The organism is Modestobacter sp. KNN46-3 (genome assembly GCF_011039295.1).
On record NZ_JAAKGN010000008.1, the window covers coordinates 1 to 23541 of the forward strand.

At 73.8% G+C, this 23541-nt stretch carries 21 protein-coding genes and 1 tRNA gene; 13 read left to right on the top strand and 9 right to left on the bottom strand.

Features of this window, described 5'->3' with window-relative positions:
* The 4 genes from G5C62_RS04075 to G5C62_RS04090 form a co-directional block, all read left to right on the top strand.
* Positions 1–361, top strand: a 361-nt coding sequence (locus G5C62_RS04075; protein WP_277424754.1) for a uracil-DNA glycosylase family protein, incomplete at its 5' end; no start/stop codon positions are given.
* A gap of 48 nt (positions 362–409) precedes the next feature.
* On the top strand, positions 410–1789 hold the full coding sequence (locus tag G5C62_RS04080; protein WP_164700044.1) for an NAD(P)/FAD-dependent oxidoreductase: 1380 nt from the start codon (positions 410–412) through the stop codon (positions 1787–1789).
* Between the two features lie 25 nt (positions 1790–1814).
* Positions 1815–1888 (top strand) — tRNA-Leu (locus G5C62_RS04085).
* Positions 1889–2007: 119 nt separating this feature from the next.
* The gene (locus tag G5C62_RS04090) at positions 2008–2820 is read left to right on the top strand and encodes a Bax inhibitor-1/YccA family protein (RefSeq protein ID WP_164700045.1); all 813 of its coding nucleotides are present in this window, start codon (positions 2008–2010) and stop codon (positions 2818–2820) included.
* Positions 2821–2941: 121 nt separating this feature from the next.
* On the opposite strand, the gene G5C62_RS04095 is transcribed toward G5C62_RS04090, so the two are convergent.
* Together G5C62_RS04095 and G5C62_RS04100 are read right to left on the bottom strand one after the other, a co-directional pair.
* Positions 2942–4162, bottom strand: a complete 1221-nt coding sequence (locus G5C62_RS04095; protein WP_036341067.1) for an acetyl-CoA C-acetyltransferase — start codon at positions 4160–4162, stop codon at positions 2942–2944.
* Between the two features lie 102 nt (positions 4163–4264).
* On the bottom strand, positions 4265–5284 hold the full coding sequence (locus G5C62_RS04100; protein ID WP_036341069.1) for an SGNH/GDSL hydrolase family protein: 1020 nt from the start codon (positions 5282–5284) through the stop codon (positions 4265–4267).
* An 87-nt stretch (positions 5285–5371) separates the two neighbouring features.
* Between G5C62_RS04100 and G5C62_RS04105 the strand changes: the two genes are divergently transcribed.
* Positions 5372–6733 (top strand): DUF2252 domain-containing protein, encoded by a 1362-nt coding sequence (locus G5C62_RS04105; protein ID WP_241175692.1) that lies wholly within the window; start codon positions 5372–5374, stop codon positions 6731–6733.
* Here G5C62_RS04105 and G5C62_RS04110 read toward each other — a convergent pair.
* From G5C62_RS04110 to G5C62_RS04120, 3 genes are all read right to left on the bottom strand, one after another.
* Positions 6726–7190 carry a GNAT family N-acetyltransferase gene (locus G5C62_RS04110; protein ID WP_052091663.1) on the bottom strand — a complete coding sequence of 155 codons (465 nt, stop codon included), beginning with the start codon at positions 7188–7190 and terminating at the stop codon, positions 6726–6728. The genes G5C62_RS04105 and G5C62_RS04110 overlap by 8 nt on opposite strands.
* Positions 7191–7319: 129 nt before the next feature.
* Positions 7320–9314 (bottom strand): VWA domain-containing protein, encoded by a 1995-nt coding sequence (locus G5C62_RS04115; RefSeq protein ID WP_036341071.1) that lies wholly within the window; start codon positions 9312–9314, stop codon positions 7320–7322.
* Position 9315: 1 nt separating this feature from the next.
* Complete coding sequence (locus G5C62_RS04120) at positions 9316–10785, bottom strand: sigma 54-interacting transcriptional regulator (RefSeq protein ID WP_164700046.1); 1470 nt, start codon at positions 10783–10785, stop codon at positions 9316–9318.
* A gap of 78 nt (positions 10786–10863) precedes the next feature.
* Between G5C62_RS04120 and ilvA the strand changes: the two genes are divergently transcribed.
* From ilvA to G5C62_RS04140, 4 genes are all read left to right on the top strand, one after another.
* Entirely contained in the window at positions 10864–12090 is a 1227-nt protein-coding gene (ilvA, locus tag G5C62_RS04125) for a threonine ammonia-lyase (protein ID WP_197058613.1), read from the top strand.
* A 171-nt stretch (positions 12091–12261) separates the two neighbouring features.
* Positions 12262–13263: a daunorubicin resistance protein DrrA family ABC transporter ATP-binding protein gene (locus tag G5C62_RS04130; protein ID WP_036341076.1), complete on the top strand. Its 1002-nt coding sequence runs from the start codon at positions 12262–12264 to the stop codon at positions 13261–13263.
* Positions 13260–14069: an ABC transporter permease gene (locus G5C62_RS04135; RefSeq protein WP_164700047.1), complete on the top strand. Its 810-nt coding sequence runs from the start codon at positions 13260–13262 to the stop codon at positions 14067–14069. Before G5C62_RS04130 ends, G5C62_RS04135 begins: the two co-directional genes overlap by 4 nt.
* A 103-nt stretch (positions 14070–14172) precedes the next feature.
* On the top strand, positions 14173–16254 hold the full coding sequence (locus G5C62_RS04140; protein ID WP_164700048.1) for a M3 family metallopeptidase: 2082 nt from the start codon (positions 14173–14175) through the stop codon (positions 16252–16254).
* A 164-nt stretch (positions 16255–16418) separates the two neighbouring features.
* On the opposite strand, the gene G5C62_RS04145 is transcribed toward G5C62_RS04140, so the two are convergent.
* Positions 16419–16769, bottom strand: a complete 351-nt coding sequence (locus G5C62_RS04145) for an RNHCP domain-containing protein (protein ID WP_036341085.1) — start codon at positions 16767–16769, stop codon at positions 16419–16421.
* Between the two features lie 28 nt (positions 16770–16797).
* A complete protein-coding gene (greA, locus tag G5C62_RS04150) occupies positions 16798–17304 on the bottom strand; it encodes a transcription elongation factor GreA (RefSeq protein ID WP_052091664.1) in 507 nt (168 codons plus the stop codon).
* A gap of 300 nt (positions 17305–17604) precedes the next feature.
* Between greA and mca the strand changes: the two genes are divergently transcribed.
* The 3 genes from mca to G5C62_RS04165 all read left to right on the top strand — a co-directional run bounded on the left by mca (position 17605) and on the right by G5C62_RS04165 (position 19630).
* A complete protein-coding gene (mca, locus tag G5C62_RS04155) occupies positions 17605–18492 on the top strand; it encodes a mycothiol conjugate amidase Mca (RefSeq protein WP_164700049.1) in 888 nt (295 codons plus the stop codon).
* A complete protein-coding gene (locus tag G5C62_RS04160) occupies positions 18489–18824 on the top strand; it encodes a hypothetical protein (protein WP_164700050.1) in 336 nt (111 codons plus the stop codon). The genes mca and G5C62_RS04160 overlap by 4 nt, the downstream gene beginning before the upstream one ends.
* Before the next feature lie 290 nt (positions 18825–19114).
* On the top strand, positions 19115–19630 hold the full coding sequence (locus G5C62_RS04165) for a phosphate-starvation-inducible PsiE family protein (protein WP_164700051.1): 516 nt from the start codon (positions 19115–19117) through the stop codon (positions 19628–19630).
* A 24-nt stretch (positions 19631–19654) separates the two neighbouring features.
* Here G5C62_RS04165 and G5C62_RS04170 read toward each other — a convergent pair whose 3' ends face one another.
* Positions 19655–20290: a hypothetical protein gene (locus G5C62_RS04170; protein ID WP_241175693.1), complete on the bottom strand. Its 636-nt coding sequence runs from the start codon at positions 20288–20290 to the stop codon at positions 19655–19657.
* Positions 20291–20312: 22 nt separating this feature from the next.
* On the bottom strand, positions 20313–21401 hold the full coding sequence (locus G5C62_RS04175; RefSeq protein WP_164700052.1) for a transglycosylase domain-containing protein: 1089 nt from the start codon (positions 21399–21401) through the stop codon (positions 20313–20315).
* 121 nt (positions 21402–21522) lie between these two features.
* Between G5C62_RS04175 and G5C62_RS04180 the strand changes: the two genes are divergently transcribed.
* Entirely contained in the window at positions 21523–23529 is a 2007-nt protein-coding gene (locus G5C62_RS04180) for a thioredoxin domain-containing protein (protein WP_164700053.1), read from the top strand.
* Positions 23530–23541 lie beyond the last annotated feature (12 nt).

Here is a 23541-nt window from a genome sequence, read left to right on the forward strand (position 1 = left end):
GTGCGCCGCGGTGCGGTGCGCGCCACCGGCCAATGCGCCCACGCCGGAGGAGCGGGACACCTGCTCGCCGTGGCTGGCCCGGGAGCTGGCGCTGCTGCCCCGACTGCGGGTGATCGTGGTGCTCGGCGGGTTCGGCTGGACGGCGCTGTGGCCGGTGCTGGCCGGCGCCGGGGTGCCGCTGCCCCGGCCGCGGCCGGCGTTCGGGCACGGCGTGGAGGTGTCGCTGGCCGGCCCGAACGGCCCGCTGACCCTGCTCGGCAGCTACCACGTCAGCCAGCAGAACACCTTCACCGGCCGGCTCACCGAGCCGATGCTGGACGCGGTGCTGCACCGGGCGAAGGAGCTCGCCGCCGCGGGATGAGTCGGCGACAGGTGTCCGCCGGGGCGCGTGCGGGCCTACGGTGAGTCCATGGCCCAGCGACCGGTGATCCTGATCGTGGGCGGCGGCTACGTCGGCCTCTACACCGCCCTGCGCTTGCAGAAGAAGCTGCGTCGCGGGCGGGCGGAGATCATCGTGGTCGACCCGCAACCGCACATGACGTACCAGCCGTTCCTGCCCGAGGCGGCGGCCGGCTCGGTGGAGCCCCGGCACGTCGTCGTCCCGCTGCGGCGCACGCTGGACCAGTGCCGCGTCATCACCGGTGCGGTGGCCGGGCTCAGCCACGCCGACCGGACCGCGACGGTGACGCCGGCCGAGGGCGACTCCTTCGAACTGCGCTACGACGTGCTGGTGATGGCCGCCGGCTCGGTGGCCCGCACCCTCCCCATCCCGGGCCTCGCCGAGCACGGCATCGGCTTCAAGAACGTCGGCGAGGCCATCTACCTGCGCAACCACGTGCTGGCCCGGCTGGACGCCGCGAGCTCCACCGACGACCCGCAGGTGCGCCGGCGGGCGCTGACCTTCACCTTCGTCGGCGGGGGCTACGCCGGCATCGAGGCGTTCGCCGAGCTGGAGGACATGGCCCGCTACGCCCTGGAGCGCTACTACCCCCGGCTGTCCCCGGCGGACATGCGCTGGGTCCTGGTGGAGGCGACCGGCCGGATCCTGCCCGAGGTCGACGCGGACATGGGTGCCTGGACGGTGCAGCAGCTGCAGGCCCGCGGCATGGAGGTCAAGCTCAACACCACGCTGGACTCCGTCTCCGACGACGGCGTCGTGCGCACCGGCGACGGTGACGAGTTCGCCAGCGACACCCTGGTCTGGACGGCGGGCACCAAGCCGCACCCGATGCTCGCCCAGACCGACCTGCCGCTGGACGAGCGCGGCCGGGTCCGCTGCCGGGCCACGCTGCAGGTCGACGGCCTGGACGGCGCGTGGGCCGCCGGCGACCTCGCCGCGGTGCCGGACGTGACCAAGGACGAGCCCGGCGCCACCACCGCCCCGAACGCCCAGCACGCGGTGCGGCAGGCCAAGCGGCTGGCCGACAACATCGTGGCCGTGCTGGACGGTGAGCAGCCGGTGGAGTACCGGCACGCCTACGCCGGTTCGGTGGCCAGCCTCGGGCTGCACAAGGGGGTGGCCCAGGTCTACGGGGTCAAGCTCAAGGGCCGACCGGCCTGGTGGATGCACCGCGCCTACCACGTCAGCCGGGTGCCCACCCTGAACCGCAAGGTGCGGGTGGTCGCCGACTGGGCGCTCGCCTCGGTGTTCCGGCGCGAGGTCATCGCGCTGGGCCAGTTGCAGAACCCGCGGCGGGAGTTCGTCGCCGCGGCCACCGGCGGCCAGGCCCCGTCGATCCCGCCGCCGAGCGCGGCCGACCGGGACCAGTCGGGCCCCCGGGCCAGCTAGGGTCCCGGGCGGGCCCCGAGCCCGCGCCCCCGTAGCCCAATCGGCAGAGGCAGGCCCCTTAAAAGGGTTCCGGTGTCGGTTCGAACCCGACCGGGGGCACCCGTCCGGGTGGTCCCGGGCACACGGGAACTACCGGCGCTGAGCTGGCGTTACACCAGACAGCGTGGGGCGGACGAACTGAGCCCCACGGCCCGACCAGTCACCTCGAGGAGATGACGATGCCCAGCAGCAACCCGGCCTTCCGGGGCCTCCCGGCAGCCGGCAACGGCCCGTCCGCCGGCTGGGGCTCCGCCCCGCAGCAGACGTACGGCGGGGCACCCACCCAGCACGACCCGTACGCCGCTCCGTCGCCGTACGCCGCGACCGACCGCGCCTACATGACGATGGACGACGTCGTCACCAAGACCGGCCTCAGCTTCCTGGTGACGGTGCTCTCCGCCGCCGTCACCTGGGCCGTGCTGCCGGACAGTCTCGCCCTGGGCCTCACGCTCCCGGCCGTCCTGGTCGCCCTCGTGCTCGGCCTGGTCATCGCGTTCAAGCAGGTCGCCAACCCGGTCGCGACGCTGACGTACGGCGCTCTCTACGGCGTGGCGCTCGGCGCGATCAGCGAGATGTTCAACGACCAGTACAGCGGCATCGTGGCGCAGGCGCTCATCGGCACCTTCGGTGTCTTCGCCGGCATGCTGGTGGTCTACAAGACCGGCGCCATCCGGGTCACCCCGAAGCTCACCCGCTGGATCGTGGGCGCGCTCTTCGGCGTCCTGGCGCTCGTGATCGTCAACCTGGTCGCCAGCTTCTTCATCCCCGGCGGCCTGGGCCTGCGCGACGGTGGCCCGCTGGCCATCATCTTCAGCATCGTCGTCATCGGCGTCGCGGCGTTCACGCTGCTGCTGGACTTCGACATGGCCGACGAGGCGATCCGCCGCGGCGTCGAGCCGAAGTTCGCCTGGTACATCGCCTTCGGCCTGCTGGTCACGGTCATCTGGCTGTACATCGAGATCCTGCGGCTGCTCAGCTACTTCCGCGAGTGATCGCAGGCCCCCGTCCCGGGGTCTGACACACGACGACCGTGGCCCGGTCCCCGCGAGGGGGCCGGGCCACGGTCGTCTGTGCGCGCAGCCCCGGCGGCCGGTCGGCCGCCGGGGCGCGACGTCAGGAGAGGCGCTCGAGCACCATCGCCATGCCCTGCCCGCCACCGACGCACATCGTCTCCAGGCCGAACTGGCCGTCGCGGGCGCGCAGCCCGTTGAGCAGCGTGCCGGTGATCCGGGCGCCGGTCATGCCGAAGGGGTGCCCGACCGCGATCGCGCCACCGTGCACGTTCAGCTTGTCGATGTCGATGCCCAGGTCGCGGTAGCTGGGGATGACCTGGGCCGCGAACGCCTCGTTGATCTCCACGAGGTCCATGTCCGAGATGGACATGCCCGCCCGGGCCAGCGCCTGCTCCGAGGCCGCGACCGGGCCGTAGCCCATGATCTCCGGCGACAGCCCGGTGACCCCGGTGGAGACGATCCGGGCCAGCGGGGTGATGCCCAGCTCCTGCGCCTTGCGGTCGCTCATGATCACCAGGGCGGCGGCGCCGTCGTTGAGCGGGCAGGCGTTGCCCGCGGTCACCCGGCCGTCGGGGCGGAAGACCGGCTTCAGACCGGCGAGCCCCTCGAGGGTGGTGCCGGCGCGCGGGCCGTCGTCCTTGCTGACCACGGTGCCGTCCGGCGTGGTGACCGGGGTGATCTCCCGCTCCCAGAAGCCGTTCGCGATCGCCTGCTCGGCCAGGTTCTGGCTGCGCACGGCGAACTCGTCCATCTCCTGGCGGGAGACGTCCTTGAGCAGCGCGAGGTTCTCCGCGGTCTGGCCCATGGCGATGTAGGCGTTGGGGAGCTCGCCGTCCTCGCGCGGGTCCTGCCAGCTCTCCGCGCCGCTCTCGGCGGTCTTGGCGACCCGGGCCTCGGCGTCGGCGAAGCGCGGGTTGTGGGTGTCCGGGATGGCGTCGGAGTTGCCCTTGGTGAAGCGGGACACCAGCTCGACGCCGGCGGAGATGAACACGTCGCCCTCGCCGGCCTTGATCGCGTGCAGCGCCATCCGGGTGGTCTGCAGCGAGGAGGAGCAGTAGCGGGTGATCGTCGTCCCGGGCAGGTGGTCCATCCCCATCAGGACGGCGACGACCCGGCCCATGTTGAAGCCCTGCTCACCGCCGGGGAGGCCGCAGCCCAGCATCAGGTCGTCGATGTCGGTCGGGTCCAGCTGCGGCACCTGGTCCAACGCGGCCCGGGTGATCGTCGCGGCCAGGTCGTCCGGACGGAGGTCCTTGAGCGACCCCTTGAACGCGCGGCCGATGGGGGAGCGGGCGGCGGCGACGATGACGGCTTCGGGCATGGGTCCTCCACGATGAGGCGCGCCACCTCGGAGGCGGCGACGGACGTCAGATGACCCGAACCTACCCCCGGGTAGCTCCGCCGTCCGTCGGCGGCGGGGCGCTCACTGCGGTGCGGCCTCCAGCACGGACTCGTCGGCCTGCTCGGGCGTCGGGATCTCCGGGGGCCGCCGTCGACGGAGCCGGGCCCAGGGGCCCCGGGGACCGGTCTCGTTGCCGCGGACGGCGGTCGGCTGCACCTCGGTGCCGGTGCGGCCGGCGGCTCGGGCCGCGGCCTGGGCGACCGGCCGGACGGTGTCCCGGCGCAGCCGCAGCCCCCGGTCGGCTGCCGCGGGCCACACGCCGATCGAGTCGGCGATCGAGGGCAGCATCGAGGCGGCCGCCGCGGCGTACCCGGCCGCCGACGGGTGGAACTCGTCGTGGCTGAAGAGTTCCCGGTCGCTGGCGAACGAGGGGCCGAGGACCGAGCCGAGGGAGACGGTGCGCCCGCCCTCGGCGACCACGGCGATCGTCTGCGCGGCGGCCAGCTGGCGGCTCCAGCGCCGGGCCAGCACCCGCAGCGGCTGGGCGATCGGCCGGATGGTGCCCAGGTCGGGGCAGGTGCCGACGACGACCTGGCAGTCCGCGGCGATCAGCCGGCGCACGGCCTCGGCCAGCGCCCGCACCGAGTCCGCGGGCCGGGCCCGGCTGGTGACGTCGTTGGCGCCGATCATGATCAGGGCGACGTCGGGTCGTTCGAGCAGGGCCTGGTCCACCTGGGCGGTGAGGTCCTTGGACACGGCGCCGGACCTGGCGAACTTGGCCAGCCGGACCGGCCGCTCGGCCAGTTCCGCCAGCGCTGCGGCGATCAGCACACCAGGGGTCTGCCCGGCGTCGTCCACCCCGAGCCCCACGGCACTGGAGTCGCCGAGCACCGCGAGCACGAGCGGCTTGCCGCGACCGCGGCCGTACACGCCGTTGCCGGTGGGCGGGTCGGCCTCGGACGGGTTCGCCTTGACCCGGCGCCGGGCGGCCCGCGCCTCCTGGCGCAGCAGCGCCACCAGCGCGGCGCCGGCCAGCCCCACGCCGCCACCGCCGTAGGCGGCGCCGGTCGCCAGCCGCCGCGCCCTGCTCGCTCGTGTCACCCGGCCCGTCCTCTCTCCTGGCTCCTCGGCCGCGTGCTGCGGCCCGGAGCGCTGAATCCCAGGCTAGCCACCCCCTACGGTGGCGCTGTGGACGAACGCGCTGAGATCACCCCTGCTGGCGGGGACCCCGCCGACCGGCAGCAACAGATCGTCGACGTCCTCGTCGACGCCTTCTCCGACCTCATGGCCGCCGATGCCGACGCCTTCCGGACCAAGTTCCGCAAGATGGCGGCGGATCCCTTCGCCTTCTACCGCGGGTCGGCATGCCTGTTCTACGCCGACATGGCGACGCTGGAGGACCCCTGGTGTGACGAGCGGACGTCGCGCGTGTGGATCCAGGGTGACCTGCACGCGGAGAACTTCGGCACCTACATGGACGGGCAGGGCCGGATCGTCTTCGACGTCAACGACTTCGACGAGGCCTATCTGGGCCACGTCAGCTGGGACCTGCGCCGGTTCGCCGCCAGCTTCGCCCTCCTCGCCTGGCGCAAGGCGCTCGGCGACGACGTGATCGACGCCGTGCTGCGCCGCTACCTGGAGTCCTACCTGGACCAGGTGCACGCCTTCGTCGCCGCCGACGACGACCGCTCCTTCGCCCTCCGCCGGGAGAACACCGAGGGTGCGGTGCACGAGCTCGTGCTGGAGACCACCGAGCACACCCGGATCGCGCTGCTGGAGCGGATGACGGTGATCGAGGCGCACCAGCGCCGCTTCGCGGACCGTCCGCGCACCCGCCGGCTGGACGACGACGAGCGGGACCGGGTGCTGGCCGCCGTGGAGCGGTACCGGGAGACGCTCCCGCCCGGCAAGCGCCGCCGGGAGGTGACCTACGACGTGAAGGACGTCGTCGCCACCGGTGGCTTCGGCATCGGCAGCGCCGGGTTGCCGGCCTACAACGTGCTGATCGAGGGGTACGACCAGGCGCTGGAGAACGACGTCGTCCTGTCGATGAAGCAGGGCAACGTGCCGGCGCCCAGCCGGGTGGTGACCGACCCGGAGATCCGCCGGCACTTCGAGCACGAGGGGCACCGGACGGCGATGAGCCAGCGGGCGCTGCAGTCCTACGCCTCGGCCTTCCTCGGGCACACCGAGATGGACGGCGTGGGCTACGTGGTCGCCGAGCTCTCGCCCTACGAGCTGGACCTGGACTGGGACGACCTGACCGAGCCGGAGGAGATCCTGCCCGTGGTCGCCCAGCTGGGGCGGGCCACGGCCAAGATGCACTGCGTCGGGGACGCCGACAGCGACCACGAACTGGTCGACTTCCAGACCGAGGACGCGATCACCGAGATGATCGGTGACCGGCGCGAGGAGTTCATCGCCGACCTGATCGACTTCGCGCACTCCCACGCCGAGCGCACCCGCGCCGACCACCGGCTCTTCGTCAACGCCTTCCGGTCCGGACAGATCCCCGGGGTCAGCTCCAGCGGAGCCCACCCGGTCACCTGATCGGCAGCTCGATCAGCATGCCGCGGTGCCCGCCCACCGGCCGCAGGTCGTACTCGTCGGTGACGATCTGGAAGCCCAGGCGCTCGTAGAAGCCGACGGCGGACGCCCGGGCGTCGCACCAGACCAGCTGCCCGCCGCAGGCAGCCACCCGGGCCAGGCCCGCGGCGACCAGCGCCCGGCCCGCGCCGAGCCCCCGAACCCGCGGGTCGGTGGCCATGCCCCGCAGCTGCCAGGAGCCCTCGCCCTCCCGCCAGGGGCAGTCGCGCGGGTGGAAGCGGACCACGCCGACCACCTCGTCCCCGTTGATCCGGGCGGCCAGGTGCAGCGTGTACGGAGCGTCGTCCTCGTCGATCTCGACCGGTCGGCCCTGGCGCAGCTCCTGGGCGCGCAGCGGGTAGGTCGCCGCCGCGTCGACCTGCTCGATGGTGATCGTCCCGGACTCCGCCTCGGTGGTCACGACAACAGTCTCCTCGATCCTGGGCGGTCCCGTCGCCGGAGCCGGCCCTGTGCGACGACTGACCTGATCAGACCCCTCCTGCTGCACCCCACGAGGGTGCAGCAGGAGCAGTCACCTGGTCACCCTCCGTCACCGGCCGCGACGACCGCGGCGCGTGCGCAGGTAGTCGGCGACGACGTACTCGCCGAGTCGCTCGCTGTCGGGCTGGAACACCCGGCCGCCGGCCCGCGCGGTGATGTCGTGCACGAACTCCACCAGCCCGGGCTCGGGGTCCAGGGCGAAGACGTTGAGCGTCGCGCCGGTGCGGGCCACCCGCTCCACCTCGGCCACCGTGCGGGCGATCGTCTCGGGCATCGGCGGCCAGCAGAAGTACGGCGTCCCGTCGTCCTCCAGGTGGGCGGTCGGCTCCCCGTCGGTGACCACCAGCACCACCGGCTCGGCGTCCCGGTGCCGGGCCAGGAAGCGGCGGGCCAGCATCAGGCCGTGCTGCAGGTTGGTGCCCTGCAGGGTGTCCACCGACAGCTCGGCCAGGGTCTCCGGGCGGAGCACCTGGGCGGTGGAGGAGAAGCCGATGATCTCGATGGCGTCCTGCGGGAACTGGGTGGTCACCAGCGAGTGCAGGGCCATCGCCGTCGACTTCGCCGCGCCCCAGGTGCCGCGCAGCGCCATCGAGTAGGACAGGTCGACCAGCAGGGCCACCGCGGCCCCCGTGCGCCGTTCGGTCTCCACCACCTCGAAGTCCTCGACGGCGATCTGCACCCGGCGCTGGCCCTCCTCGCGGGGGCTGCCGGCGCTGCGCAGCACCGCGTTGCGCACCGTGCGGACGACGTCCAGCGGCTGCTCGTCGCCGAACCGCCACTCCCGCGAGGCCCCGGTCAGCTCCCCGGCGGCGCCGGCGTCGGCGACGTCGTGCTCCCCGCGACCGGTGGCCGACAGTTTCGCGAACACCCGGCGCAGGGCCGTGGCACCCAGCCGGCGCACCGCCTTGGGGGAGAGCTGCAGTGCCCCCTCCGAGCGGTCGAGCCAGCCCTGCCGCTCGAGCTCCCGCTCCAGCCGACGCAACGCCGCGAGGTCGTCGACGGCCGAGCGGCCCAGCGCCTGCTCCAGCAGCTCCTCGTCCACGTCGGCCAGCGAGGCGCCGGCGTAGCCCTGGGACAGCTGCTGGGACAGCGCCTCCAGGTCGGCGAGCTCGGCGACGGCGGTCGTCGCGTCGCCCAGCCCCAGCGGTTGGTCCCCGTCGGGCACCGGGCCGCGCTGGCCCCACGGCAGGTCCGGCCGGGCCTGCCGCAGCGCATCGGACAGGTGCGCCATCTCGCTCTGCAGCCCGAGGTCGCCCATCGCCTGGCCCATCAGGTCCTGCAGCTCGGCCCGCTGCTCGGCCGACAGCCCGGCCATCATCCGCTCCTGGGCGGCCGCCCGGCGGGCGAGGGAGTCGATCAGCTCCTCCACCGACTGCGGGTCGTCGGGGAAGAACTGCCCGTGCCGGTCCATGAAGTCGGCGAACTGCTGGTCGGTGTCCTCGCCCCGGTTGTGCGCATCGACCAGCGCGGACAGGTCGGCGACCATGTCCTTGACCGCCTGCATCGCCGCGCCGTCGCCGTCCTGCATCTGCTGCAGGGCCTGCTTCATCCCCTGGAACGAGCTGTCCAGCACCTCCTGCCGCAGCAGCTCCTCGATCTCCCGGTAGGCCTGGGCGGCCTCGGGCGAGCGCCAGGCGTGGTCCTTCAGCGCGCGGACGGCCCCGGCGGTGTCCTCCGGCAGCGTGTCGAGCTCGGCCTCGGCCAGCCGGGCGGCGTCGTCGGGGTCGGGGAACAGCGCCGTCCGCTCGGCCTCGACCGCCCGGTCCAGCAGTTCCCGGACCTGCTCCAGCGTGCCGTCCAGTCGGCCGGCCTCGCGGGCCTGGCGCAGCCGGTCCCGGACGGTGCGGCGCAGCTGGTCCAGGCCGCGCCGACCGTCGACACCGCGGCGCAGCAGGTCGCGCATCGCCTCCCGCACGCCGCTGCCGGCCAGCACCTGGTCGCCGATCTCGTCGACCGCGGACGCCACGTCGTAGGGCGGCGCCAGGGGGTCGGGCCCGCCCCGCCACTTCCCGTACCGGTAGCCGCCGTGCCGTCGCTGCGGCATCTCAGGCTCCGTAGACCGTGCGCGAGCCGTCGGTGTCCTTGGCCAGCCGGCGGGTCAGCCACAGCCCCTCCAGCGCGAACTCGACGGCGGCGGCGGCCTGCTCGGCGGACTGCTCGCCCTCGGGCACCCCGAGCCGGCCGAGCAGCTGGGCCAGGTGCGGGATGGTGCCCAGCTGCCCGAGCAGGACGGCGGCCGGCACCAGGTCACCGGACTCCACGGTGTCCCCGCCGGTGAAGTGCTCCTGCAGACCGGTGAGGTCGAGGCCGCCGCAGCGGGCCCGGAAGGTCTGCGCGGTCGCCTGGCGCAGCAGGTGCTCGAGCACCTCCAGGTCGCGGTCGTCGTCGGCGTCGCTGCCGGAGTCGGCGAACTCCACCTTCCCGCGGCTGGCCGGGACGATGCTGGGCAGGTCGACCACCCGCGCCACCGGCCGGCTCTCCCCGGCGACGGCGGCCCGGCGCACCGCGGAGGCGGCCACCGTCTCCAGCCCGGCGATGGCGAACCGGGCGCTGACCCCGGAGCGCTGGTCGACGTGGCTGGACTCGCGGACCAGCCGGGTGAACCGGGCGACGATCTCCACCAGGTGCTGCGGCACCAGCGGGGTGCCGAGCTCGCCGCTCCCGCCCAGCCAGGTCGTCTGGGCCTCCTGCTCCAGCAGGCGCACCTCGTCGGCGAGCTCGATCGGGTAGTGGGTGCGCACCTCGGCACCGAAGCGGTCCTTCAGCGGGGTGATGATCCGGCCGCGGTTGGTGTAGTCCTCGGGGTTGGCGCTGGCCACCAGCAGCAGGTCCAGCGGCAGCCGCACCCGGTACCCGCGGATCTGGATGTCCCGCTCCTCCAGCACGTTGAGCAGCGCGACCTGGATCCGCTCGGCCAGGTCGGGCAGCTCGTTGACGCTGAAGATGCCGCGGTTGGTGCGCGGCACCAACCCGTAGTGGACCGTCTCCGGGTCGCCCAGGGTGCGGCCCTCGGCGACCTTGATCGGGTCGACGTCGCCGATCAGGTCGCCGACGCTGGTGTCGGGGGTGGCCAGCTTCTCGCCGAACCGCTCGCTGCGGTGCAGCCAGCCGACCGGGGTCGCGTCGCCGTGCTCGGCGACCTGACGGTGCCCCCAGACGCTGATCGGCTGCAGCGGGTGCTCGTTGAGCTCGCTGCCGACCAGCACCGGGGTCCACTCGTCGAGCAGGCCGACCAGGGTGCGGATCAGCCGGGTCTTGCCCTGGCCGCGTTCGCCGAGCAGCACCAGGTCGTGCCCGGCGATGAGCGCCCGCTCGACCTCGGGCACGACGGTGTCCTCGAAGCCGACGATGCCGGGCAGCGTGGGCTCGCCGGCGGCCAGCCGGGCGAGGAGGTTCTGGCGGATCTCGGCCTTGACCGGCCGGGGGGCGGCTCCGCTGGCGCGGAGCTCGCCGAGAGTGGTGGGAGCGGGAGGGGTGGGGGACTGGGTGGTCCCCGTCAGTGCGGCGTCCGTCACCTCGACCACGGTACGACGGACCTGTGACACCCGGGTGTCCGTCACACCGCGCATCCGCGGACTGCGAGGATCGGCGGCGTGTCCGTCCCCGGTGCAGTGCCCCTGGTCAGCGGTGCCGACGTCGAGTCGGCCGCGCGGTTGCTGGACGGCGTGGTGCGCCGGACGCCGCTGGAGCACTCCCGCGCGCTGGCGGAGCGGGTCGGCGGGCCCGCGTGGCTCAAGTGCGAGAACCTGCAGCGCACCGGCTCGTTCAAGATCCGCGGCGCCTACACCCGGATCGCCCGGCTCAGCGACGCCGAGCGCGCCCGGGGCGTGGTCGCGGCCAGCGCCGGCAACCACGCACAGGGCGTCGCGCTGGCCGCCCGCGAGCTGGGTGCGGCCGCGACCGTGTTCATGCCGGAGAGCGCCCCGCTGCCCAAGGTCGCCGCCACCCGCGGCTACGGCGCGGACGCCCGGCTCGGCGGGGAGACCCTCACCGAGGCGATCCTCTCGGCGGTCGAGTACGCCGACCGGACCGGCTCGGTGTTCATCCACCCCTTCGACCACCCCGACGTCATCGCCGGGCAGGGCACCGTGGGCCTGGAGGTGCTCGAGCAGTGCCCGGACGTGGCCACGGTGGTCGTCTGCACCGGCGGCGGCGGGCTGGTGTCCGGGATCGCCGCCGCCGTGAAGGCCCGCCGTCCCGACGTCCGGGTGGTCGCGGTCCAGGCGGCGACGGCAGCCGCCTTCCCCGCCTCGCTGGCTGCCGGTCGGCCGGTGCCGCTGACCAGCATGGCGACGATGGCCGACGGCATCGCCGTCGCCGCCCCCGGTGACCTCACCCTGGCGCACGTCTCCGGCCTGGTCGACGACGTCGTGACGGTCAGCGAGGGCGACCTCTCCCGGGCGCTGCTGTTCTGTCTGGAGCGCGCGAAGCTGGTGGTCGAGCCGGCCGGGGTCGCCGCGGTCGCCGCGCTGCTGGCCGACCCCGCCGCGTTCGCACCACCGGTCGTGGCGGTGGTCTCCGGCGGCAACATCGACCCGGTGCTGATGATGAAGGTCGTCCAGCACGGCATGGCCGCCGCCGGCCGCTACCTGTCGCTGCGGGTGCAGGTGCCCGACCGGCCCGGCTCGCTCGCCGGGCTGCTGCGGGAGCTGGCCGGGCTGGCCGCCAACGTGCTCTCCGTCGAGCACGAGCGGTTGACGCCGCGCCTGGTGCTGGGCGAGGTGGAGGTCGGCGTGCACCTGGAGACCCGCGGCCCCGACCACGCCGAGCACGTGCTGGCCGCGCTGTCCGCGGCCGGGTACGCCCCTCGCGTCGACTGACCGGCGCGGCCCGATGAGTTCTCCGGGTGGGGCGGGTCTGCACCCCTGAGCCGTCGCACCGCGACGGCCGGACGGACCACGCGTCGTCGGAGGAGTGTTCATGGAACGGACCCGCCTGGTGCCCGGAAAAGACAGTGATAACCGTCGGTGGGCGGGCCTAGCGTGCGCGGCATGACCGATGCCGTCGTCGTCGAGGGGCTCGTGAAGCGCTTCGGGGAGAACACCGCGCTCGGTGGGGTCGACCTCACCGTGTCCGAGGGCACCGTCCTCGGGCTGCTGGGGCCCAACGGCGCCGGCAAGACCACCGTCGTCCGGATCCTGAGCACGCTGTTGCAGCCCGATGCCGGGCGGGCGGAGGTGGCCGGGCTCGACGTGGCCACCCAGGCCGACCAGGTGCGCGCCACGATCGGGCTGACCGGTCAGTACGCCGCGGTCGACGAGTACCTGACCGGGCACGAGAACCTGGAGATGGTCGGGCGGCTGTACCGGCTCGGCAAGCGCGAGGCCAGGTCGCGCGCCGGCCAGCTGCTGGAGCGCTTCGACCTCGCGGACGCGGCGAACCGCCCGGCGAAGACGTACTCCGGCGGCATGCGCCGTCGGCTGGACATCGCCGCCTCGCTCATCGCCCGGCCCCGGGTGCTGTTCCTCGACGAGCCGACCACCGGGCTCGACCCGCGCAGCCGGCTGGGCATGTGGGAGTTCATCGCCGACCTGGTCAGCGACGGGACGACGATCCTGCTCACCACCCAGTACCTGGAGGAGGCCGACCGGCTGGCCGACCGGATGGTGGTCATCGACCGCGGCAAGGTGATCGCCCGGGGCACCGCCGACGAGCTGAAGGCCCAGGTGGGCGGCGAACGGCTGGAGCTCACCGTGGGCACCGTCGAGCAGCTCGCGGTGGTGACCGACGCCCTGCGCCCGCTCTCCCACGGCGAGCTGCACGCCGACCGGCAGACCCGGCGGCTGTCGGTCCCGGTCACCGGCGGCACCGACACGCTGGCCGAGGCGCTGCGCCGGCTGACGGGCACCAGCGCGCAGGTGCTCGACATCGGCCTGCGCCGGCCCGACCTGGACGACGTCTTCCTCACCCTCACCGGACGCTCCGCAGAGGACGCCGACACCGCCACCGACGCCGAGCCCTCGGCCACCGTCAGTGCAGGAGCGCAGTCATGAGCAGCACGCTGGCCGAGACCGTCTCCGACAGCGTCGTCATCACCAAGCGGAACCTGATCAAGGTCAAGCGGGTGCCCGACCTGATCGTCTTCGCGACCCTGTCGCCGATCATGTTCGTGGTGCTGTTCCGCTACATCTTCGGTGGCGCCATCAACCTGCCGCCGGGCATCAGCTACGCCGAGTTCCTGCTGCCGGGGATCTTCGCCCAGACAGTGGTCTTCGGCTCCACCGTCACCGGGGCGAGCATCGCGGAGGACCTGCAGAAGGGGCTGATCGACCGGTTCCGGTCCCTGCCGATGTCGCGGTCGGCGGTGCTGATCGGCCGCACCGTCGCCGACCTGGGGCTCAACGTCATCTCGATCACGGTGATGGCGCTGACCGGGTACGCCGTGGGCTGGCGGATCAACTCCTCGATCGCCGAGGCGATCGGCGGGTTCCTGGTGCTGCTGATCTTCGCCTTCGCCATCTCCTGGCTGATGGCGCTGGTCGGCCTGCTGGTCCGCACCCCGGAGGTGGTCAACAACGCGAGCTTCATCGTGATCTTCCCGTTGACGTTCGCTTCCAACGCCTTCGTCCCGCTGGAGAGCTTCCCGGCGCCGCTGCGGGCCTTCGCCGAGTGGAACCCGGTCTCCACCGTCGTCCAGGCGGCCCGGGAGCTGTTCGGCAACGTCCCCGCCGGGGCCCCGGTCCCCGACGTCTGGTCGCTGCAGAACCCGGCGCTCTACACGGTGCTGTGGACCGTCGTGATCCTGCTGGTCTTCGTGCCGCTGGCGGTTCGGGCCTACCTGCGCACCGCCAGCCGCTGAGGCCGTGGGCCTCTCTGCCCCCGCCGCTCGCAGGCTCCCGGCGGGACGCTGCAGCGAGGCCGCGGGTGACGGCCGGCCGGGCGTGGGGGTGAAGATGGGCGGGATGAGCACCACTGCACCGGCTCCCTCGCCGGACTCCGCGTCCCTGTCCGCGTCGAACCCGCTGGCCGCCCCGTCGGCGCTGCCCTACGAGCTGCCCCCGTTCGCCGACATCTCGCTGGAGCACTGCCGGGAGGCGCTGCTGGCCGGGATGGCCGAGCAGCGGGCCGAGGTCGCCGCCCTGCTGGCCGACCCGGCCGAGCCGACGTTCGAGAACACCGTCGTGGCCCTCGAGCGCTCCGGCCAGCTGCTCGGCCGGGCGGAGGCGGTGTTCTGGAACCTGTCCTCGTCGATGTCCAGCGACCGGCTGCGGGAGATCGAGCGGGAGGTCGCCCCGCTCTCGGCGGCCCACTCCGACGCGCTGCGTCTGGACCCGGCGCTGTTCGCCCGGATCGACGCGGTCCACGCCGGGCGGAACGACGCCGGCCTCGACGAGGAGGCGGTCCGCCTGGTCGAGCGCTACCACCTGGACTTCGTCCTCGCCGGTGCCGGGCTGGACGACGCCGGGCGCGAGCAGCTCCGTGAGCTCAACCAGCGGCTGTCCGAGCTCTCCACGACCTTCGGGCAGAACCTGGTGGTGGCCACCGAGGCGGCGGCGGTGCTGGTCACCGACGAGACCGAGCTGGACGGACTGAGCCCCGCCGAGGTGCAGGCCGCAGCCGGCGCCGCCGCCGAGCGCGGGCACGACGGTGGGTACCTGCTCACCCTGGTGCTGCCCAGCGGCCAGCCCGCGATGGCCAAGCTGCGCAACCGGGAGCTGCGCCGCCGGCTGCACGAGGCGTCGCTGACCCGGGCCTCGGTCGGGGAGCACGACAACGGCCCGATCGCGGTGGAGATGGCGCACCTGCGCGCCGTCCGGGCGCAGCTGCTGGGCTTCGACACCCACGCCGACCTGATCGCCGCCGACCAGACCGCCCGCACGTCCGCTGCGGTCGACGAGCTGCTGGCCGCACTGGTCCCGCCGGCGATGGCCAACGCGAAGGCCGAGGGCGAGGTGCTCGCCGAGGTGGCCACCGCCGACGGGGTCGAGCTGGCCGCCTGGGACTGGTCGTTCTACTCCGAGCGGGTGCGGGCCGAGCGTTACGCCGTGGACAGCGCCGCGCTACGGCCGTGGTTCGAGCTGGACCGGGTACTGGTCGACGGGGTGTTCCGCGCCGCCGAGCTGCTCTACGGCCTCACCTTCACCCCGCGCCCGGACCTGCAGGGCTACCACCCCGACGTCCGGGTCTGGGAGGTCTTCGCCGACGAGCAGCCGATCGGGCTCTACCTGGGTGACTTCTTCGCCCGGGAGGGCAAGCGCGGCGGGGCCTGGATGAGCTCGTTCGTCAGCCAGTCCGGCCTGCTGGACACCCGGCCGGTGGTCTTCAACTGCCTCAACGTCACCCGGGCCGCGGCCGGGCAGCCGACGCTGCTGACCCTCGACGAGGTGACGACGCTCTTCCACGAGTTCGGGCACGCGCTGCACGGGCTCTCCTCGGCAGTGACGTACCCGCGGTTCAGCGGTACCAGCGTGCCGCGCGACTTCGTGGAGTTCCCCAGCCAGGTCAACGAGATGTGGGCGCTGTGGCCGGAGGTGCTGGCGCACTACGCCAAGCACGTCGAGACCGGGGAGCCGCTGGCGCAGGAGACGGTCGACGCGCTCGAGGCCGCGGCCCTGTGGGGCGAGGGGTTCGCGACCGTCGAGTACCTGGGGGCCACGCTGCTCGACCAGGCCTGGCACCGGATCGGGCCGGACACCGAGGTCGCCGACGCGCAGGCCTTCGAGGCGCAGGCGCTGGCCGACGCCGGTGTCGCCTTCGACCTGGTGCCGCCCCGGTACCGGACGACGTACTTCCAGCACGTCTTCGCCGGCGGCTACTCGGCCGGCTACTACTCCTACATCTGGTCGGAGGTGCTGGACGCCGACACCGTGGAGTGGTTCAAGGAGAACGGTGGGCTGCGCCGGGAGAACGGCGACGTCTTCCGTGGTGAGCTGCTCTCCCGCGGTGGCTCGGTCGACCCGCTGGGCGCCTTCGCCGCCGTCCGCGGCCGGGCCGCCGACACCGGGCCGCTGCTGCGCCGCCGGGGGCTGACGCCCGTCGCCTGACCCCGACACGCAGAACGCCCCTGCGCCAGGCGGGCTCGGGGCCCGCCCGGTCAGGTGGCGGACGTCGCTCTGCACGCGTTCCGTCCGCTCCGCACGTGCTGCAGCACGTGCAGAGCGGAGGAAGAGCGTGCAATGCGGCGAACGCGGCGGATGCGCGGCCGGTTTCAGAGCCAGGGGAGGGCGAGCACCAGGTCGAGGTCGTCGGGGGCAGCGCCGTCCCGGACCAGGCGGTTGGGCTGGCGGTGGCCGCAGGCGGTGCAGCGGTGCACCACCTGCCAGCCCTTGCCCGACTTCTCGACCAGACCGATGGGCTCCATCAGCTGCCGGCACTCGCTGGCCCGGTCGCCCGGCAGGTCGTCGACGTGCAACGACCACAGGCACCACGGGCAGTGGTTGCGGTAGTGCCCGTCGGTGTTCGCCGGCACCAGGGTCTGGCAGTGCCCGCAGACGAAGGTGGTGTTCTCCGCCCGCCGGGAACGCGCCCGCCCGCCGTCCACCGTGCCGGCCTCGTCCATCGCGCTCGTCACTGCCCTGGCCGGCAGGTCAGGGGATGAACGGCTCGACGGCCAGGACCTTCACGGAGATGTCCTTGCCGTTCGGGGCCTGGTAGGTGACCGTCGAGCCCGGCGCCGCGCCCACGATCGCCGAACCCAACGCGGACTCGGGGGAGTACACGGTCAGGTCGGTGGTGCCGGCGATCTCCCGTGAACCCAGCAGGAACCGCTCGGTGTCGTCCTCGTCGCCGTCGAAGGCGATCGTGATCACCGTGCCGACGGCGGCGTTGGTGGCCGTCGTCGGCGGCTGCCCGACCCGGGCCTTCCGCAGCAGGTCGGTGAGCTGGCGGATCCGGCCCTCGGCCTTGCCCTGTTCCTCGCGGGCCGCGTGGTAGCCGCCGTTCTCCTTGAGGTCACCCTCCTCGCGGCGGTCGTTGATCTCCTTTGCCATGGCCGGGCGGCTCGCCACCAGCTGCTCGAGCTCGGCTCGCAGCCGGTCGTGGGCCTCCTGCGTCAGCCAGACGCCCTGGTCCTGCTCGTCGGTGGGGGTGGCCACAGTCGCTCCCGGTGCTCGTCGTCGCGACCCGCTGCGCTCGCAGGTCACCGGTGGTCAATCCGAGCAACGTAACACCGGAGCCCGGCCCCGTGCAGCCGTCTACGGAACGGATCCGGCCGGGATGGCCCCCCGACCCCGGGGCCCACCGGAGTGGTGCGGGGCACACCAGGAGTCGCCGGGGTGCGTGCCACGACCCGTCGGCCGGGGGGACAATGGGTGTCGCGACCGGGCGTGCGTGTCGCGCACGGAGCAGGGCACCGTCGGGCACGGGTTCGACGAGCGGAGCGAGGAGCAGCACACGTGACCGAACCGGACCAGTTGCGCCTGCTCGCGGTGCACGCCCACCCCGACGACGAGTCGAGCAAGGGCGCCGCGACCATGGCCAAGTACGTCGCCGAGGGCGCCCGCGTGATGGTGGCGACCTGCACCGGCGGGGAGCGCGGGTCGGTGCTGAACCCGGCGATGGACCGCCCCGAGGTGTGGGAGCGGATGGCCGAGATCCGCAGCGAGGAGATGGCCCGGGCTCGGGAGGTCCTCGGTGTCGAGCAGGAGTTCCTCGGCTTCGTCGACTCCGGGCTGCCCGAGGGTGACCCGCTGCCGCCGCTCCCGGAGGGCTGCTTCGCCTTGGTGCCGGTCGAGGAGGCCGCTGCGCCCCTGGTCGAGCTGATCCGGCGGTTCCGGCCGCAGGTGGTGCTCACCTACGACGAGCGGGGCGGCTACCCGCATCCCGACCACATCAAGACCCACGACATCTCGGTGCACGCCTTCGAGGCAGCCGGTGACCCGGACCGCTACCCCGACCTCGGGGAGCCCTGGCAGCCGAGCAAGCTCTACTACCACATGGGCTTCACGCTGCCCCGGACGAAGGCGCTGCACGAGGCGATGCTGGCCGAGGGGGCCGAGTCGCCGTACACCGAGTGGCTGGCGAAGTGGGACCCGGCCAACGACATCTCCCACCGGGTGACCACCCGGGTGCCCTGCGCCGAGTACTTCCCGGTGCGGGACGCCGCACTGATCGCCCACGCGACCCAGATCGACCCCACCGGCCGCTGGTTCTCGGTCCCGCTGGACCTGCAGACCCGCACCTGGCCGACCGAGGACTACGAGCTGGCGCGGTCGCTGGTCGACGTCCCTGTCCCGGAGGACGACCTGTTCGCCGGCGTCCGCACCTCGGAGCGTGTCTCGTGACCACTGCACTCACCCTGCTCGCCGTCCAACAGCAACCGGTGCCGGAGGACGTCGGCAAGGGCGGTCCGTTCGGGCTGCTGCTCATCGTCGTGCTGCTGATCGCGGTGCTGTGGCTCGGCCGGTCGATGGGCCGGCACCTCAAGAAGGTGCCGCGCAGCTTCGACCCGGCCGACCAGGTCCCGGACAGCCCGGCCGAGCTGATGGTCGACGTCCCGGCCCGGGAGCCGGGGGCCGAGCTGCTGGACACCCTGCGCCGGGCGCCGCTGGCCATCGAGCCGCCACGCCGTCCGCAGGACGGCGACGGCTGGGGTGGGCGGCCCGCCGCCTCCTGACCGACCCGGGCGCAGCCCGCAGTGGGGGCGGGCGCCGGGTGGGAGACCCACCCGGCGTCCTCGGGGACACGAGGTCCCACGGTCACCAGCGGTGCGCCACGTCGTTCACGAGCCGGGGGGTGTGGTCGCTGTTCGGCGTACCCGCCAGGGTTCGGCGGGTCGCCTGGTGATGCTGTCGAACCAGCGGCGCGCGACCGACCTCTCGGCGGACGGCGCCGGGATCTGACCCGCGCGGGGGATCCTCGCCGGTGGCCGGCGCGGGAGGGGCCGCGGTCGGCGATGATCCTCCGATGGCGACGCAGCAGGCCCGGCGCGACCCCGGACAGCAGGAACGACCCGGGCTCGGCCGGTTCGGCACCCGTGCGCTCGAGGTGGGCGAGAACGTCGTCTACGCGGGCATCGCGCTGTTCCTGGTGGTCAGCGCGCTCGTGCTGCTCGTCGTGGCCGGGAAGACGACGTGGGGGATGGTCGGCGACCTCTCCCAGGCCCCGGTGCTCGAGCTGCTCGACGTGCTGCTGCTCGTCTTCATCATCGTCGAGCTGCTGTTCGCGGTGCGGATCACCGTGGAGCGCCGTGAGCTGGTGGCCGAGCCGTTCCTGTTGGTCGGGATCATCGCCTCGATCAAGGAGATCGTCGTGCTGTCGGTCGAGGCGGCGGGGGTCCTGGGCAAGGGTGCGGAGTTCGACGACCGGATCACCGAGATCGCCGTCCTCGGCGTGCTGGTTGTCCTGCTCGGGTGCACGGCGTGGCTGCTGCGGCTGAAGGAGCGCGAGCCCGACGAGGGTGACGCGCCGCCGCGGGGCTGATCGGCCGGATCGGCCCCGCGGACCTCACCAGCGGTGGGCGACGTCCACCACGACGCGGGCGCCGTCGGGCTGTCCCGGCGCACCGGCGAGCACGAAGACCCGGAAGGGCAGCCGGGCCCGGGTGCCGACGGCCAGCGTCGTCTGTCCCTCGAAGGAGCCGCCCCAGGCGACCTGGCGCAGCGTGCGCGCGCCGGTGACGTCCACGACCTCCGTGCGGTCGGCGGGCTGGTACGTCGGCTCGTAGGTGTCGTCGTACGCGGGTGCCTGGACGACCACCTGCAGCACGGCGCCGCCCCGGACGGGCACCGGCGTCCCGGAGCCCTGGGCGCCCACCTGGTCGACGTACCGGACGAAGTAGCCGGCCGACCCCTCGGCACCCTGCAGGTCGACGACCAGCCGGTCGAAGCACGGGTGCTGCCCGGTGCGGACGTCGGTGATCGTGCCCCAGGGGCTGGCGGGCGGCTGGCTCTCCGGCAGTGATCCCCAGCGGATGCCGCAGTACGGGTCGCTGGCCGCCTGGGCCGGCAGTGCGCCGCCCAGCAGCGCGAGGGTGCTGAGCAGCACCACGACCAGCATGCGCGGACTCGTTCCGTTCCGGTTCACGGCCGCCTCCTCGAAGTCGTCCTCGGGTGGTGCCCGGTGCGGCTGCGGGGGGAACATGACGATCTTGTGACGCCGTCCGTCAGGCGGTGCCCTCCGCGGCGATCAGGTCGGCGACCTCCTGAGGGCGCACGCTGCAGTCGTCGCCGGAGTCCGGTTGGTCGGCGGCCAGCCCGGTGATGCCGACGTCCTCGACCGGCTGGAAGCCCAGCCGGTCGAGGTGGCGCGGCAGCCGGGCCTGGGCGTTGAGCACGTGGGAGCGGGACAGCCAGCCCAGGCCGTCCTCCACCTGGAAGTCGAGCCCGCCGCCGGGGGCGCGGCGGACGTGCCCGGGGGAGGGGAGCAGGCCGGCCAGCTGGATCGCCTGCTCGGGGTACAGGGTGTCCGGCGGGGTGTCGAAGTAGTACCAGCTGGCCGTGCAGACGCCGTACAGCGTGGGGCCGAACTGGGCGTGGTTGACGTAGAGCTCGAGCATCCGACGGTCGTCGACGACCAGGGCCAGCTCCGCGGCCAGGCCGGCCTCCACCGCCTTGCGCCAGGCGCTCAGCTCCTGGTTGAGGAACAGGTTCTTGGCCACCTGCTGCGGGATGGTCGAGCCGGATGGGTCGTCCTCGCCGCGCAGGTGGGCCTGTGCGCGGGCGAGCAGCGACTCCCACTCGAAGGCGCCCGAGCGGTAGGGGAGCGGGGCGTCCTCGTGGGCGATGACCGCGGCGAGGAAGTTCCGGGAGACGTGCTCGACCGGCACGGACTGCTGGATCGAGCCGGCCGGGTTGGCGGCCATGAACGCCGTCGTCGGCGGGTCGATCCAGCGCAGCGACACCATCACCAGCGCCTGGAGGACGAAGACGACGGCGACCAGCCGGCCGAGCGCCCGGAGGGCGCCGCGGCGCCCTCCGGGGCGACGGCCCGGCCACGTGCGCCGGGGGCGCGGCTCCGGGGCCGGCGGCGGTGCGTCGTCGGATCGGCCGCCCCGCCGCCAGCGCCGCGCGGGGCGGGACTGCCCCTCGGCCGGCGGGCGTGGGTGCCAGCCGGCCGCGTCCGACGGTGGGCCGTACCGGTCGCCGCCGGCCGGGGGGAACGGGTCGGACGGGTACGCGGTGTCCGCAGGTGGCCCGTCGGCCGGGCGGCGGAACCGCACGGTCGGCTGGCGGTCCGGCGGGACGTGGGTCATACGGTGGAGCTCCCCAGGGGTCGACGCGAGCCGCCATCGTACGGGCGCCGGCCCGGCAGATGGCGCCGCTCGAGGCCCGCTGCGCCGTTCGGGCGGGGCCGGGGACGGGAAGGAGAGGGCCATGCCGAACCGCCTCGCCACCGCGACGAGCCCCTACCTGCTGCAGCATGCCGACAACCCGGTCGACTGGCGGGAGTGGGGCCCCGGCGCGTTCGAGGAGGCCCGTGAGCGCGGCGTGCCCGTGCTGGTCTCCGTGGGCTACGCGGCCTGCCACTGGTGCCACGTGATGGCGCACGAGTCGTTCGAGGACCCGCAGACGGCCGCACAGATGAACGCCGGCTTCGTCTGCGTGAAGGTCGACCGCGAGGAACGCCCGGACGTCGACAGCGTCTACATGACCGCCACCCAGGCGCTGACCGGCCACGGCGGCTGGCCGATGACGGTCTTCACCACGCCGGACGGCGCACCGTTCTACTGCGGGACCTACTTCCCGCCCCGGCCACATCCGCAGCTGCCGGCGTTCCGGCAGGTGCTCAGCGCGGTGAGCGAGGCCTGGGCCAGTCGGCGCGACGAGCTGGAGTCGGCGGGGGAGAGCGTCGTGGCCGGCATCTCCAGTCGGCTGGACCTCGGCGACCCCAGCCCGCTGTCCGCCGACCTCCTGGACCGGGCCGTCGGCGTGCTCGCCGACAGCCACGACCGGCGCGCCGGTGGCTTCGGCGGCGCCCCGAAGTTCCCGCCGTCCATGGTGCTGGAGTTCCTGCTCCGCGCCCATGCCCGGCGAGGTGACCCCAACTCCCTCGGCATGGCCGTGCACACCGCCGAGGCGATGGCCCGCGGGGGCGTCTACGACCAGCTGGCCGGTGGCTTCGCCCGGTACTCCGTCGACGAGCACTGGGTGGTGCCGCACTTCGAGAAGATGCTCTACGACAACGCCCTGCTCCTGCGGGTCTACTCGCACCTGTGGCGGAGCACCGGGGCCCACTGGGCCCGTCGGGTCGCCGACGAGACCGCCGCGTTCCTGGTGCGGGACCTGGGTACCGCCGAGGGCGGGTTCGCCTCGGCGCTGGACGCCGACACCGAGGGGGTCGAGGGGCTCACCTACGTCTGGACGCCGGTTCAGCTGGTCGAGGTGCTCGGCGCGGACGACGGCGCCTGGGCCGCGGAGGCCTTCACCGTGACCCCCGAGGGGACGTTCGAGCACGGCAGTTCCACCCTGCAGCTGCTGCGCGACCCCGACGACGCCGGGCGGCTGGCCAGGGTGCGGGCGGCGCTGATCGCTGCACGGGCGCAGCGCCCGCAGCCGGCCCGCGACGACAAGGTGGTCACCGCTTGGAACGGGCTGGCGATCGCGGCCCTGGCCGACCACGGCGCGTTGACCGGCGACCCGGGGCTGGTCGGGGCCGCGGCTCGGGCAGCCGCGCTGCTGCATCAGGTCCACTGGGTGGACGGACGGTTGCGCCGCGCCTCCCGGAACGGCTCGGTTGGGGCCAACGCGGGGGTCCTCGAGGACTACGGCGACCTCGCCGAGGGGCTGCTGGCGCTGCACGCAGCCACCGCTGACGGGCGGTGGCTGAGCTGGGCCGGGGAGCTGCTCGACGTCGTCGCCGCGCAGTTCGTCGACGGCGAGGGGCAGTGGCACGACACGGCAGCGGACGCCGAGGCGCTCGTCCACCGCCCGTTCGACCCGACCGACGGCCCCACGCCGGCGGGCATCGCGGCGGCTGCGGGCGCGCTGGTCGGCTACGCGGCGCTGGCCGGCTCGCCGGAGCACCGGGCCCGCGGGGAGGCGGCGCTCGCGTCGCTGGCCGGGTTGGTGGCGCAGGCGCCGCGGGCGGCCGGCTGGGCGGCGGCGGTGGGGGAGGCGCTGTTGGCCGGCCCGCTGGAGGTGGCCGTCAGTGGGCCGGCCGGTCCGGAGCGCGACGCGTTGACGGCCGCGGCACGTGCATCGGCGAGCCCGGGCGCGGTGGTGGTGGCCGGCGAGCCGGATGCTCCCGGCGTCCCGTTGCTGGCCGGGCGGCCGGTGCGCGACGGCCATCCGGCCGCCTACGTCTGCCGCGGTTTCGTCTGTGCGGCGCCGGTCACGGAGGTGTCCGCTCTCAGCGCAGCGATGGGGCCGGTGGTGAACTGATTACAGGATTAC